This is a genomic window from Achromobacter sp. MUI-25009338, assembly GCF_057359325.1.
Window position 1 is genome coordinate 3,681,299 of record NZ_CM170627.1, and the last position, 12,948, is coordinate 3,694,246.

General features: G+C 66.1%; 13 protein-coding genes. 2 read left to right on the plus strand and 11 right to left on the minus strand.

Annotated features, from left to right (window positions below; all coding sequences use genetic code 11):
- Window positions 1-2 precede the first annotated feature (2 nt).
- The 5 genes from pheS to AC1IQ6_RS17515 all read right to left on the minus strand — a co-directional run bounded on the left by pheS (window position 3) and on the right by AC1IQ6_RS17515 (window position 3,919).
- Entirely contained in the window at window positions 3-1,025 is a 1,023-nt protein-coding gene (gene pheS, locus AC1IQ6_RS17495; protein WP_102771637.1) for a phenylalanine--tRNA ligase subunit alpha, read from the minus strand.
- A 77-nt stretch (window positions 1,026-1,102) separates the two neighbouring features.
- The gene (rplT, locus tag AC1IQ6_RS17500) at window positions 1,103-1,462 is read right to left on the minus strand and encodes a 50S ribosomal protein L20 (RefSeq protein ID WP_006218741.1); all 360 of its coding nucleotides are present in this window, start codon (window positions 1,460-1,462) and stop codon (window positions 1,103-1,105) included.
- Window positions 1,463-1,481: 19 nt separating this feature from the next.
- On the minus strand, window positions 1,482-1,679 hold the full coding sequence (rpmI, locus tag AC1IQ6_RS17505) for a 50S ribosomal protein L35 (RefSeq protein ID WP_102771638.1): 198 nt from the start codon (window positions 1,677-1,679) through the stop codon (window positions 1,482-1,484).
- Window positions 1,680-2,002: 323 nt separating this feature from the next.
- Window positions 2,003-3,526 (minus strand): YifB family Mg chelatase-like AAA ATPase, encoded by a 1,524-nt coding sequence (locus AC1IQ6_RS17510; protein WP_485865036.1) that lies wholly within the window; start codon window positions 3,524-3,526, stop codon window positions 2,003-2,005.
- Between the two features lie 141 nt (window positions 3,527-3,667).
- Window positions 3,668-3,919 (minus strand): accessory factor UbiK family protein, encoded by a 252-nt coding sequence (locus AC1IQ6_RS17515; RefSeq protein ID WP_102771639.1) that lies wholly within the window; start codon window positions 3,917-3,919, stop codon window positions 3,668-3,670.
- A 657-nt stretch (window positions 3,920-4,576) separates the two neighbouring features.
- Between AC1IQ6_RS17515 and AC1IQ6_RS17520 the strand changes: the two genes are divergently transcribed.
- Window positions 4,577-4,915: a P-II family nitrogen regulator gene (locus AC1IQ6_RS17520; protein WP_102771640.1), complete on the plus strand. Its 339-nt coding sequence runs from the start codon at window positions 4,577-4,579 to the stop codon at window positions 4,913-4,915.
- 36 nt (window positions 4,916-4,951) lie between these two features.
- Window positions 4,952-6,190 carry an ammonium transporter gene (gene amt / locus AC1IQ6_RS17525; protein ID WP_102771641.1) on the plus strand — a complete coding sequence of 413 codons (1,239 nt, stop codon included), beginning with the start codon at window positions 4,952-4,954 and terminating at the stop codon, window positions 6,188-6,190.
- 171 nt (window positions 6,191-6,361) lie between these two features.
- On the opposite strand, the gene ptsP is transcribed toward amt, so the two are convergent.
- The 6 genes from ptsP to thrS all read right to left on the minus strand — a co-directional run bounded on the left by ptsP (window position 6,362) and on the right by thrS (window position 12,627).
- Window positions 6,362-8,116: a phosphoenolpyruvate--protein phosphotransferase gene (gene ptsP / locus AC1IQ6_RS17530; RefSeq protein ID WP_111825492.1), complete on the minus strand. Its 1,755-nt coding sequence runs from the start codon at window positions 8,114-8,116 to the stop codon at window positions 6,362-6,364.
- Between the two features lie 58 nt (window positions 8,117-8,174).
- Window positions 8,175-8,444: an HPr family phosphocarrier protein gene (locus AC1IQ6_RS17535; protein ID WP_102771643.1), complete on the minus strand. Its 270-nt coding sequence runs from the start codon at window positions 8,442-8,444 to the stop codon at window positions 8,175-8,177.
- A 108-nt stretch (window positions 8,445-8,552) separates the two neighbouring features.
- Window positions 8,553-8,954 carry a PTS sugar transporter subunit IIA gene (locus AC1IQ6_RS17540; RefSeq protein WP_102771644.1) on the minus strand — a complete coding sequence of 134 codons (402 nt, stop codon included), beginning with the start codon at window positions 8,952-8,954 and terminating at the stop codon, window positions 8,553-8,555.
- A 14-nt stretch (window positions 8,955-8,968) separates the two neighbouring features.
- A complete protein-coding gene (gshB, locus tag AC1IQ6_RS17545; RefSeq protein WP_102771645.1) occupies window positions 8,969-9,937 on the minus strand; it encodes a glutathione synthase in 969 nt (322 codons plus the stop codon).
- 168 nt (window positions 9,938-10,105) lie between these two features.
- The gene (infC, locus tag AC1IQ6_RS17550; protein ID WP_102771646.1) at window positions 10,106-10,654 is read right to left on the minus strand and encodes a translation initiation factor IF-3; all 549 of its coding nucleotides are present in this window, start codon (window positions 10,652-10,654) and stop codon (window positions 10,106-10,108) included.
- Window positions 10,655-10,674: 20 nt separating this feature from the next.
- Window positions 10,675-12,627, minus strand: a complete 1,953-nt coding sequence (gene thrS / locus AC1IQ6_RS17555; RefSeq protein WP_111825493.1) for a threonine--tRNA ligase — start codon at window positions 12,625-12,627, stop codon at window positions 10,675-10,677.
- Window positions 12,628-12,948: the final 321 nt, after the last annotated feature.

Genomic DNA, 12,948 nt, shown 5'->3' on the forward strand with positions numbered 1-12,948 from the left:
GGTTATTCGTTGAACTGGCGCAGGAAGCGCAAATCGCCTTCGTAGAACTGGCGCAGATCGTTGACGCCGTAGCGCAACATGGTCAGGCGCTCGAGCCCGGAACCGAAGGCGAAGCCGATGTAGCGCTCGGGATCGAGGCCGAAGTTGCGCACCACTTGCGGATGCACCTGGCCCGAGCCGGAAATCTCCAGCCAGCGGCCGCGGTTCGGACCCGAGGTGAACATCATGTCGATCTCGGCGGACGGCTCCGTGAACGGGAAGAACGACGGGCGGAAACGCACGACGAGATCGTCGCTTTCGAAGAAGCAACGCAGGAAATCGGTGTACACGCCCTTCAGGTCGGCGAACGAGATGTCCTCGGCGATCCAGAGCCCTTCGACCTGGTGGAACATGGGCGAGTGCGTGGCGTCGCTGTCGACGCGATAGGTGCGCCCCGGCGCGATAACCTTGATGGGCGGCTTGTTCATGCGGGCGTAACGCACCTGCATGGGGCTGGTGTGCGTGCGCAGCAGCAGCGGCAGGCCGTCGGCGTCGTTCATGTCGACGTAGAACGTGTCCTGCATGGACCGCGCCGGATGGTCCAGCGGATTGTTCAGCGCGGTGAAATTGGTCCAGTCGTTTTCGACTTCGGGGCCGTCGGCCACGTCGAAGCCGATGGAGCGGAAGATTTCTTCCACTCTTTCCCAGGTCCGGATGACCGGATGGATGCCGCCCGGCGCGCGACCGCGTCCCGGCAGCGTGACGTCAATGGTTTCGGATGCCAGCCGGGCGTCCAGTTCGGCCTGCGCCAGCGCGGCGCGGCGCGCGTTCAGGAGTTCCTCGACCTTTTGCTTGGCCTGATTGATCCTGGCGCCCATCTCGCGCTTCTGCTCGGGATCGAGCTTGCCCAGGGCTTTCAGCAGCACCGTCAGCGCGCCTTCCTTGCCCAGGAACCGAGCCTTTGCGTTTTCCAGCGCGGCGGCGTCAGTGGCCGCGGCGAACCGTTCTTGCGCCTGGGAGACCAGGTCGTCAACCGTGTGAGTCATGAAATCCAGCCTTCAAAACGCAAACGGGGCCATTACAGCCCCGTTCGCAGCGATGCGCGATGAGTTAAAGCGCGCGATCAGGCAGCCAAGGCAGCCTTGGCTTGCTGCACGATGGCGGCGAAGCCGGCCTTGTCGCGCACGGCCAGATCGGCCAGGACCTTGCGGTCGAGTTCGATCGAGGCCTTCTTCAGACCGGCGATGAACACGCTGTAGCTCACGCCATGCTCGCGGACGGCGGCGTTGATACGCGTGATCCACAGAGCGCGGAACGTGCGCTTCTTGTTGCGGCGGTCGCGGTAGGCGTATTGGCCAGCGCGCATGACCGCTTGCTTGGCGATACGGAACACATTACCGCGGCGGCCACGGTAACCCTTGGCGGCGGCAATGACTTTCTTGTGACGGGCGCGGGCGGTTACGCCGCGTTTGACGCGAGGCATAGTAGATCTCCGTTATATATCAAGCGAAAGGCATCATGGCCTTGACGGAGGCCACGTTGGAGTCATGGACCGCAGCCGAACCGCGCAGTTGGCGCTTGTTCTTGGTGGTCTTCTTGGTCAGGATGTGACGCTTGAACGCCTGACCACGCTTGATGGAGCCGCTGCCGCGAACCTTAAAGCGCTTGGAGGCGCTTTTCTTGGTTTTCATCTTGGGCATGTTGATTCCCTAAACTAAAACACGCATTGTTGATTTATATGACGCCAGGTGCTTGCCTCGCGTGTATGGCCGGGGTTAAACCACCGGCCAAGCCCTGCTGCGCTACGGCAAAACTTGGTGTACCTGTTGCCACTTCTGGGGGGTACTGCTTGGGGTACTACTCGGGTGTCGCCACCCAGGCCCAGGCGCCTCGCCTGAACCCTTTCCCCGAAAACGGACAAATCCAAAAGCCCAGATCCGGGAAAGCCTTTGATTATATGGTGATTTCCCGCAATTTGTCGAGCCGGCGGGCGGGCGCGGCCGACGGGACCGGGCCGACACGATCATACGCCGGTGCGCCGGTACTGCACGGCCTGGGCGACGTGGCCGGCGGCCAGCAGCGGCGCGCCTTCCAGGTCGGCGATGGTCCGGGCGACCCGCAGCGCCCGGTGCTGGGCGCGGGCCGAGCCGCCCAGCCGGCGCATGGCCTGCGCCAGCAGGGCCGCGGCCTCGGCGTCCATCCGGCAATGCGCGTCAAGTTCGGCGCCCGCCAGCGCGGCGTTGGGCTTGCCCTGGCGCTGCAGCTGGCGCTCGCGGCAGCGCACCACGCGCTCGCGCACCGGGCCGGACGGCTCGCCCGGCGGACCCGACAGCCAGTCGGGGTCGGAGGCCGGCAGGGCCACGTGCAGGTCGATGCGGTCCAGCAAGGGGCCGGAGATCTTGCCGACGTAGCGCGCCACCTGGTCCGGCGTGCAGATGCAGGCCCGCGCCGAATGGCCGCGCCAGCCGCAGGGGCACGGGTTCATGGCGGCGACCAGCTGGAAGCGCGCCGGAAACTGCGCGGCATGCAGCGCCCGCGCGATGACCACCCTGCCCGCCTCCAGCGGCTCGCGCAGGGCCTCCAGCGTGCGCCGGCTGAATTCCGGCAGTTCGTCCAGGAACAGCACCCCGTGGTGCGCCAGGCTGATTTCGCCCGGGCGCGGCCGGCTGCCGCCGCCCACCAGCGCGGCCGCCGAGGCGCTGTGATGCGGCGCCCGGAACGGCGGCAGGCCCATCGGCGCGTCCGGCAGGCCGGCCAGGGCCGCCACGGCGGCCGCTTCCAGCGCCTCGGCGCGGGCCAGCGGCGGCAGCAGACCGGGCAGGCGCGCGGCCAGCATGCTCTTGCCCGCGCCCGGCGGACCGATCATCAGCAGGCTGTGGCCGCCCGCCGCCGCCACTTCCAGGGCCCGCCGCGCGCCCGGCTGGCCCCTCACGTCCGACAGGCATGGACCCGGCCCGGCGTCGGGCCAGGGACGGGCAATCGCGTCGGGCAGCCGGCACGCGCCGGCCGCATGCGCGGCCACGTCGGCCAGGCTGCGCGCCGACAGCACCCGCAGGCCGGGCACCCAGGCCGCCTCTTCGGCGCTGCCCGCGGGCAGGATGAGGCTGGCGCCGGGCGCTTCGCGCGCCACGCTAAGCGCGATGACCAGCGGCGCGGCCACCGGCACCAGCGCCCCCGTCAAGGACAGTTCGCCAGCCAGCACCAGATCGGCCAGCGCCGCCGGCGCGGGCGCGGGCCCGGCCTCGCCCGTGGCGGCGGCCAACTGGCCCGAAGCCAGCAGCAGCCCCAGGGCGATGGGCAGATCGAAGCGGCCGGATTCCTTGGGTATGTCGGCCGGCGAAAGATTGACGGTGATGCGTCCGGGCGGAAACTCGAATCCGCTGTTCAGGATGGCCGCGCGCACCCGTTCGCGGCTCTCGCGCACCTCGGTGTCGGGCAGGCCCACCACATTGAAGCTGGGCAGGCCCGGGCCAAGGTGGGTCTCCACGCGCACCGCGTGGGAATCCAGGCCGCACAGGGCCCGGCTGGCAAGCACCGCTAGCGTCAAGGCGGCCTCCGGAAAGGGATGCAAACCGCCAGTATCGGCAAAGACCGCCGCGCCGTCGGCGCCGGCGCGACAAATCGGTCCCGCCGGGCGCCGATAAAAAAGGCCGCCCGAAGGCGGCCGCGGCATACGGCTGGCGCGGAATTATTTTTCCAGCGCGGACAGGCGGGTTTCCAGCTGCTCCACCTGCGCGGCCAGCTGGTCCACGCGGGCGCGGGTGCGGGCCAGCAGATCGGCCTGCACGTCGAATTCCTCGCGCGTCACCAGGTCCAGCTTGGAGAACGCCTGCGTCATCATCGCGCGCACGTTGCGCTCCACGTCCGCGGCCGGGCTGCGGGCGATCAGGTCGGAGAGATTCTTCTGGATGTCTTCCATCCACTGGGTGCGATTGTTCATGACGGCCTCACGATGTTCTTGATGACTCAAGTGTAATGCGTCGCCGCGCCGCGCTTTCCCGGGACGAAAAAAAAGGGCGGGCCGCATGCGGTGACCGCCCTTCAAAGCACAGGAGAAAACCGGGCTGCCATGGCGGCAACCCCCTACCAACATCGGTACCCGTCGGGCCGCGGCCTGCGGCCCATGCCGTCTTCATGACGACAGGAACTGTGTTCGATTCTTCTTCACCCGAACGCGCGCAACAAGCTCGTGCGTGTAAACCCTCGTATCAGCAAAAACCGCAACAGTCCTCGATTCCGCCTCATCGCGGCAGCTCGTCGCGCGCTCGTGATTCCACGCGAAAGCCTCATGCCGCAAGGCTGAGCGGCCCGTTGCGCGGTTCAATCGGGCCGTGAAATTAGGGGCATATGCAGATATTTATCGAAATATACGTTGCATTGATTTGCAACACATATCGGATTTGAAACATGTTTGGTTGCATGTTCCGAACGGTGCAGACCGCGCACCAACTTGAGGCCGCGACACGGCTCGCGCGCACCAGCTCGGTGCGGCCAGGCACGGTTGCGGGCGTGCGCCGGGGCGCCTCCCGCGTGCGCAAACATGGCACGGACTTTGCTTGATACCCGGAGCCAACGTGCAACCATGAGAGGAAATGCCATGAAACTCATCATCGCCATCATCAAGCCCTTCAAGCTCGACGAAGTGCGGGTGGCTCTGTCCGGGATCGGGGTCCAGGGGCTGACCGTTACCGAGGTCAAGGGATTCGGCCGCCAGAAAGGCCACACCGAGCTCTACCGCGGCGCGGAATACGCGGTCGACTTCCTGCCCAAGCTGCGCATCGAGGCCGCCGTGCCCGACCACCTGGTCGACCAGGTCATCGAGGCCATCGAAATGGCCGCCCGCACCGGCAAGATCGGCGACGGCAAGATCTTCACCGCCCCGTTGGAACAGGTGATCCGGATCAGAACAGGCGAAGCCGGCGAAGCGGCGCTCTGAACGAACAAATAAATAAAGACTCAATGGAGCCTGAAAATGGATAAAGCGGATATCTCCTGGTTGCTCGTCTCTACCCTGCTCGTATTGATGATGGCCGTACCCGGTCTGGCGATGTTCTATGGCGGCCTGGTGCGCAGCAAGAACGTGCTGTCGGTGCTGCTGCAAGTGTTGTGCACGTTCGTGCTGGGCCTGGTGCTGTGGTTCATCTATGGCTATTCGCTGGCCTTCACCGAGGGCAACGCCTTCTTCGGCGGGCTGTCGCGCGCCTTTTTCGCCGGCATCTTCAATCCGGCGGACGGCGCCTACGCCATGTCGAACACCCTGACGGAGCTGCTGTTCGCGTCGTTCCAGGCCACGTTCGCCGGCATCACCTGCGCGCTTATCGTCGGCAGCTTCGCCGAACGCGCGCGCTTTTCGGCAGTGCTGGTGTTCACCGTGATCTGGTTCACGTTCGCCTACGTGCCCATCGCCCACATGGTGTGGTTCGCGTCCGAGACGGCGCCCGGCCTGCTCAACGCCAAGGGCGCGCTGGACTTCGCCGGCGGCACCGTGGTGCACATCAACGCCGGCGTGGCCGGCCTGGTGGGCGCTTATGTGGTGGGCAAGCGCGTGGGCTACGGCCGCGAAGCCATGCAGCCGCACAACCTGCCCATGACCTTCGTGGGCGCGGCCCTGCTGTGGGTGGGCTGGTTCGGCTTCAACGCCGGTTCCGCGCTGGCCGCCAACGAGAACGCCACGCTGGCCTTCTTCAACACCATGATCGCCACTGCGGGCGCCGTGCTGGCCTGGCTGTTCACGGAATGGGCCGTCAAGGGCAAGCCCTCGATGCTGGGCGCGGCCTCCGGCGCGGTCGCCGGCCTGGTCGGCATCACCCCGGGAGCCGGCCTGGTCGGCCCGGTGGGCGCGCTGGTCATCGGTGTGGTCGCCGGCGCGGTCTGCGTGTGGGGCGTGAACGGCCTGAAGCGCCTGCTGCGCGCCGACGACGCCCTGGACGTGTTCGGCGTGCACGGCGTGGGCGGCATCGTCGGCGCCCTGCTGACCGGCGTGTTCAACGCCCAGGTCCTGGGCGGTCCCGGCCTGGCCGAGGCCGGCATGATCGGCCATCAGCTGTGGGTGCAGCTCGAAGGCGTGCTGCTGACCGTGGTCTGGTCCGGCGTGGTGGCCTGGATCGCCTACAAGATCGCCAATGCCCTGTGCGGCATGCGCGTGCCGGAAGACCAGGAACGCGAGGGCCTGGACGTGACGAGCCACGGCGAATCGGCTTATCACTCTTAGGCCCACCCCCGAGGCGCCTTAGGCGCCTCCCCCTCAAGGGGGCGCCGCGCTTGGACCGGCAAAGCCGGATCCAAGGCGGCCCCGATCGGGGAGGCGGCGTCTCAGTCTGTCGAAAAAAAAGCCCGGGGCTTGTGGCTCCGGGCTTTTTTGTCTGCGGCGGCTGGGCGCGGTTCAGCCGGGGCCCAGGGCGTCCAGGTCGACCGGGAGGGCGCGGTTGAGGGCGGCGGCCACCTTGACGCGCAGGGCGTTGGAGTGGGCGCGGCGCACTTCGCGTTTGACGTCCAGCAGCTGTTGCGGGTGCATGGAGAACTCGGTCAGGCCCAGCCCCAGCAGCAGGCGGGTCATGCGCGAATCGCCCGCCATTTCGCCGCACACCGCGACCGGCTTGCCGGCGCGTTCGCCGGCATTGATGGTGTGCGCGACCAGGCGCAGTACGGCCGGATGCAGCGGGTCGTACAGGCCTGCCACGTCGTGATCGCCGCGGTCGATCGCCAGCGTGTACTGGATCAGGTCGTTGGTGCCGATGGACAGGAAGTCCAGCGCCTGCGCGAAAGGCTCGATGGCGATGGCGATGGCGGGCACCTCGACCATGGCGCCCACGTCCATGTGCGCCGCGTAGGGCTGGCCGCGGGCGTCGAGTTCGCGGCGCGCCGCTTCGATGGCCGCGCGGGTCGCCACGACCTCGTGCATGTGGGCGATCATGGGTATCAGCAGGCGCACCGGTCCGTGGGCCGAGGCGCGCAGGATGGCGCGCAGCTGGGTCGCGAACATTTCCGGGCGCGCCAGGCAATAGCGGATGGCGCGCTGCCCCAGCGCGGGGTTGGTGGCCACGGTGGCCTCGCCGTCCAGCGTCTTGTCCGAGCCGATGTCCAGCGTCCGGATCGTGACCGGCCGCCCGGCCATCACCTTCACCACGGACGAATACGCTTCGTACTGCTCTTCCTCGCCGGGCAGGTCGGGCCGCCCCATGAACAGGAACTCGCTGCGGAACAGGCCGATGCCGTGCGCGCCGGAGGCCAGCGCCAGCGCGGCCTCGTCCGGCAGTTCGATATTGGCGTGCAGCACGATGTCGATACCGTCCAGCGTGATCGACGGTTCGTCGCGCAGCAGGCTGAGTTCGGCGCGCTCGTCCGCATAGGCGGACTGGCGGCGGCGGTATTCCTGCAAGATGCGGTCGGAGGGATTGACGATCACCGTGCCGGCCGCGCCGTCGATGATCAGCATGTCGCCGTCGCGGACCAGCTCGCGCACGTTGCCCATCGCCACCACCGCGGGCACGCCCATGCTGCGCGCCACGATGGCGGTATGCGAGGTGGGCCCGCCCAGGTCGGTCACGAAGGCCGCGAAACGCCCGCCGCGCAGGCGCAGCATGTCGGCCGGCGAGATGTCGTGGGCCACGACCACCAGCGCGTCGTCGCCCCCCATGTGGGACATGTCGGGCAGGATCGCCGAGGAGCCCGCCAGCACGTGCAGCACGCGCTCGATGACCTGGCGCACGTCGGCCCCGCGCTCGCGCAGGTACTCGTCCTCCATGGCGTCGAACTGCTGCCCCAGGATCTGGCCCTGCGTGGTCAGCGCCCATTCGGCGTTGTAGTGGCGCTCGGCGATGAGGGCCAGCGTCTGCTCGGCCAGCAGCGGGTCGCCCAGCAGCAGGCTGTGCACGTTCAGCATGGCACCCAGCTCGCGCGGCGCGTCGGCCGGCAAGGTCTCGGCCAGTTGCAGCAGTTCCTGCTGCGCCGAAGCCAGGGCGTCGGTCAGGCGCCGGCTTTCGGCGGCCACGTCCTCGGGTGCGATGCGGTAGTGCGCGACTTCGAGCGCCGCCGCGCCCATGACGACGGCGCGCCCGATGGCATATCCCTTGGCGACGCCTTTGCCGTAAAGACACACGACGGGGCTGGCACAGCCAGCCCCGTCGTGTGTGTCCATGAGGGTCGCAGACGTGCCGGCCCGAGCCGCGCTCAGGCCGGCGGATTCAGAAGAAGTTCTATTCCTGCTCACCGAATTTGCTATCGAACAGAGTTTCAATTTCGGCAAGGGCTTGCTCGGCATCGCTGCCCGAAGCCTCCAGCCGCACCGTCACGCCCAGCCCGGCAGCCAGCATCATGACGCCCATGATGCTCTTGGCGTTCACGCGCTGCGCGCCGCGCGAGATGAAGATCTCGCTTGAGAACTTGCTGGCCAGTTGCGTCAGCTTGGCGGCCGCGCGGGCGTGCAGGCCAAGTTTATTGCTGATGACGATGTCTGTATTAGGCATAGGAAGAATTATGGCCGCGGCGGGAACCGCGGTGAGGATTGCAGCAAAACGTCGAACCGGATGTCAGCCGAAAATATCAGCCGACATGATAGGGCAAATTACCGCCCGTCAGTCTACACGCAAGACGCCCTGCACTCCGCCGGACAGGGCTTTTTCGCGGGTTTCGGCCAGGGGAAGGTTGCGGTAGGTCAGCGCCCGCAGCAGCATCGGGGTGTTCAGCCCCGCCAGCACGCAGCACTGGATGCCCTGCGCCTGCGCGTCGGCCACGGCCCGTTTGGCGATGTTCGCGGGCGTGGCGCCGATCAGGTCCGTCAGCACCAGCACCCCGCCCCCGTGCTCCTGTTCGAGGATGTCCTTGAGCACGTCGGGCGCCAGATCGTCCGGCCGGTCCTCGGGCTGGATATCGTGGATGGCCAGCATGCCGTCGATGTCCCCCATGACGTGGCTGGCGCATTCGCGCATCGCCGCGCCCAGGGGCGCGTGCACGACGATGACAATACCCGTGGCCATGGCGGCGCCCCGGCTCAGGCCGCGGTCTTGCCCGCCACAGCCCGTTCCAGCGCCGTGACGAACATGCCCGCGACGTCGAATCCGGTCTGTTCCGCGATTTCGACAAAGCAGGTGGGGCTGGTGACGTTGACCTCGGTGACGTAATCGCCGATGACGTCCAGGCCGACCAGCAACAGGCCGCGCGCGGCCAACCTGGGCGCCACGGCCTCGGCGATTTCGCGGTCGCGCGGCGACAGCTCCTGCGCCACGCCGCGCCCGCCAGCCGCCAGGTTGCCGCGGGTTTCGCCGGCCAGCGGAATGCGGGCCAGCGAATATGGCACCGGCTCGCCGCCGATCAGCAGGATGCGCTTGTCGCCGTTGACGATCTCGGGAATGTAGCGCTGCGCCATGATGGTGCGCGCGCCGTCTTCGGTGAGGGTTTCCAGGATGGCGTTGAGGTTCGGGTCCTTGGGTTGGAGCCGGAACACGCCGGTGCCGCCCATGCCGTCCAGCGGCTTGACGATGACGTCCTGGTATTTGTCGTGGAAGGCTTTCAGGCGCGCCATGTTGCGGGTCACCAGCGTGGGCGCGGTGAACTCGCTGATCTCGGTGATCGCCAGCTTTTCCGGATGGTTGCGGATCGCGGCGCCGCCGTTGAACACCCGGGCGCCCTGCGCCTCGGCATATTCGAGCAGGTGGGTGGAATACACGTATTCCATGTCGAACGGCGGGTCCTTGCGCATGACGACCGCGCCGAAATCCGCCAGCGGCAGGTCCTGCGCCGCGGATTCGCGCCACCAGTCGTGGCCGTGCAGATCGGCGTCCGCGACCAGTTCGATGGGGGTGGTCACGGCCTTGACCGTGCCTTCCTCGATGTAGAGGTCGCCCTGCATGGCCACGCTGAGCGTGTGGCCGCGCGCGACCAGGGCGCGCATCATGGCAACCGAGCTGTCCTTGTACGCCTTGAGCAGCGGCAAGGGATCCAAAACGAACAATACGTGCATCGCGACACCCTGAACGGACGCCGCCTTCCCTCGCGGGAAGGCGGCTTTCTTTTTGACATCGTAGCGCAGAGCCGCCCAATAAGCGAACCCGCCGGTCCACGGCGCGGACGGCGGGTTCTACGGGCAACCGTGCTGAAGGCGATCCCGGCTAAGGGCGCCTCCCGGCGCTCAGGCCGATTCGGACTTGCCCGAGGGCGCGGCCTTCTTCTTGGGCGCCAGCACCATGACCATCTGACGGCCTTCGAGCTTGGGCATGGCTTCGACCTGGGCAAGTTCCAGCAGATCGTCGCGCACACGTTCGAGTACCCGCATGCCGAGTTCCTGGTGGGCCATTTCGCGGCCCCGGAAACGCAGCGTCACCTTGGCCTTGTCGCCTTCTTCGAGGAAGCGGCGCAGGTTGCGCAGCTTGACCTGGTAGTCGCCCTCGTCGGTGGCCGGACGGAATTTGACTTCCTTGACCTGGATGACCTTCTGCTTGGAACGGGCTTCGGCCTGGCGCTTCTGCTCCTGGTACTTGAACTTGCCGTAGTCCATCAAACGGCAGACCGGCGGCTCGGCGTTCGGCGCGATTTCCACCAGATCCACGTCGCTTTGCTCGGAAAGACGGAACGCTTCGGCGATCTTGACGATGCCGAGCTGTTCTCCGTCCAGACCTATCAGGCGCACCTCGGGGACGCGGATTTCACCGTTGATGCGATTGGCTTTTTCAGTGGCGATGTTGAAAGCTCCTAGAAATGTTAAGCAGCGCTGCTATCGGGTTGATTGACGTCGCGGCGGGTGGAGACGTCCTCGGCCAGTCGCGCGACGAATTCGTCGATGGCGATGGCGCCGAGGTCCAGACCACCCAGCCCGCGGACGGCGACGGTGCCGTTTTGTTTTTCCTTGTCGCCGACGACCAGGATGTACGGAACCTTTTGCAGGCTGTGTTCCCGAATTTTACGAGTGATTTTTTCACCGCGCAAATCGGACTCCACTCTAAAGCCTTGTTTTTTCAGGCTTTGCGTGATTTGGGCCGCATAATCGGCCGAAGGCTCGGAAATGCAGCACACCACGGCCTGCACCGGAGCCAGCCAGGGCGGCATGGCGCCGGCGTGGTTTTCGATCAACATGCCGATGAAACGCTCCAGCGAACCGAGGATCGCACGGTGCAGCATGACCGGCGGACGGCGCTGGTCGTTCTGGTCCACGTACTCGGCGCCCAGGCGCACGGGCATGGAGAAATCGACCTGGATCGTGCCGCACTGCCAGTGGCGGCCGATGGCGTCTTTCAGGGTGTATTCCACCTTGGGACCATAGAAAGCGCCCTCTCCCGGCGAAATCTCGAATTCGCAGCCGGTGCGGCGCAGGCTTTCCATCAGGGCCGCCTCGGCCGTGTCCCAGACCTCGTCCGAACCGATGCGCTTTTCCGGACGCGTGGCGACCTTGTACAGCACCTCGGTGAAACCGAAGTCGCGGTAGACCTTCTGCAGCAGCGCCGTGAAGTCGGCGCATTCGTCCTGGAGCTGTTCTTCGGTACAGAAAATGTGGCCGTCGTCCTGCGTAAAGCCGCGCACGCGCATCATGCCGTGCAGCGAACCCGAGGGCTCGTTGCGGTGGCACTGGCCGAATTCGCCGTAGCGCAGCGGCAGTTCGCGATAGGAATGCAGGCCGGCGTTGAAGATCTGCACATGGCCCGGGCAGTTCATGGGCTTGAGGCCGTAGACACGGTTCTCGGACTCGGTCGTGAACATGTTTTCACGGTAGTTGTCCCAGTGGCCGGTCTTTTTCCAGAGCGAAATGTCCAGGATCTGCGGCGCCTTCACTTCCTGGTAGCCATTGTCGCGGTAGACGGAGCGCATGTACTGCTCCACCTGCTGCCACAGGGTCCAGCCCTTGGGGTGCCAGAAAATCAGGCCCGGGGCCTCGTCCTGGAAATGGAACAGGTCGAGCTCGCGGCCGATCTTGCGGTGGTCGCGGCGTTCGGCCTCTTCCAGCATGTGCAGATAGGCGTCCTGTTCTTCCTTGGTGGCCCAGGCGGTGCCGTAGATGCGCTGGAGCATCTCGTTCTTGCTGTCGCCGCGCCAGTAGGCGCCGGCCACCTTCATCAGCTTGAAGACCTTCAGCTTGCCGGTGGACGGCACGTGGGGGCCGCGGCACAGGTCGATGAAGTTGCCTTCGCGGTACAGGCTGAGCGTCTCGTTCGAGGGGATCGAGGCGATGATCTCGGCCTTGTACTTTTCGCCGATGCCCTTGAAGAATTCGACGGCGTCGTCGCGCGACCACTCTTCGCGCGTGACGGTTTCGTCCTTCTTGGCCAGTTCGGCCATTTTCTTTTCGATGGCGGCCAGGTCTTCGGGCGTGAAGGGACGCTTGTACGAAAAATCGTAGTAGAAGCCGTTGTCGATCACCGGGCCGATGGTGACCTGGGCGTCCGGGAACAGCTCCTTGACGGCATAGGCCAGCAGGTGGGCCGTGGAATGGCGGATCAGATCCAGGCCGTCGGCGTCCTTGGCGGTCACGATCGCCAGGCTTGCGTCGCCTTCGATGCGGAAGCTGGTGTCGACCAGCCGGGCTTGCTCGCCTTCGAACGTGACGCGCCCGCCCAGGGCGGCCTTGGCCAAGCCCGTGCCGATCGACTGCGCCACTTCAGCGACCGTTACCGGCCCCGGATATTGGCGCTGCGAACCATCGGGCAATGTGATCTGTACCATCGGGAGTCTTTCCTGGAGGTTCTGGAAACTGAAAAATCAAAAAACGGAAACGAAAAACGCGGCCTGGAAGCCGCGTTCTTTGGATTGTCTTGCTGAGTTCTGCCGCTGACCTGACACGGAGAAACCCGACGCACGAAAACACTAACGCGACATAGGGCGAAAGTTCCGGGTCGTAGTTCGTGCCAGCGGGTAAAGCATGGTGCGGTGCCTGTGTGGCTCGCGCTTGAAACGCGCGTAACCAAAATTCGTTTATCTGACCCGATTGTAGCACTAATGCCGCCTTTTCCGTGGCGAAAGCGCGACATCCAGCCCTAGGACTCC

Excerpts from the sequence above, each read along its gene's own strand:
- pheS (WP_102771637.1), bottom strand. The coding sequence starts at position 1,025 with ATGACTCACACGGTTGACGACCTGGTCTCCCAGGCGCAAGAACGGTTC.
- rplT (WP_006218741.1), bottom strand. The coding sequence starts at position 1,462 with ATGCCTCGCGTCAAACGCGGCGTAACCGCCCGCGCCCGTCACAAGAAA.
- rpmI (WP_102771638.1), bottom strand. The coding sequence starts at position 1,679 with ATGCCCAAGATGAAAACCAAGAAAAGCGCCTCCAAGCGCTTTAAGGTT.
- AC1IQ6_RS17515 (WP_102771639.1), bottom strand. The coding sequence starts at position 3,919 with ATGAACAATCGCACCCAGTGGATGGAAGACATCCAGAAGAATCTCTCC.
- AC1IQ6_RS17520 (WP_102771640.1), top strand. The coding sequence starts at position 4,577 with ATGAAACTCATCATCGCCATCATCAAGCCCTTCAAGCTCGACGAAGTG.
- amt (WP_102771641.1), top strand. The coding sequence starts at position 4,952 with ATGGATAAAGCGGATATCTCCTGGTTGCTCGTCTCTACCCTGCTCGTA.
- ptsP (WP_111825492.1), bottom strand. The coding sequence starts at position 8,116 with ATGGACACACACGACGGGGCTGGCTGTGCCAGCCCCGTCGTGTGTCTT.
- AC1IQ6_RS17535 (WP_102771643.1), bottom strand. The coding sequence starts at position 8,444 with ATGCCTAATACAGACATCGTCATCAGCAATAAACTTGGCCTGCACGCC.
- AC1IQ6_RS17540 (WP_102771644.1), bottom strand. The coding sequence starts at position 8,954 with ATGGCCACGGGTATTGTCATCGTCGTGCACGCGCCCCTGGGCGCGGCG.
- gshB (WP_102771645.1), bottom strand. The coding sequence starts at position 9,937 with ATGCACGTATTGTTCGTTTTGGATCCCTTGCCGCTGCTCAAGGCGTAC.
- thrS (WP_111825493.1), bottom strand. The coding sequence starts at position 12,627 with ATGGTACAGATCACATTGCCCGATGGTTCGCAGCGCCAATATCCGGGG.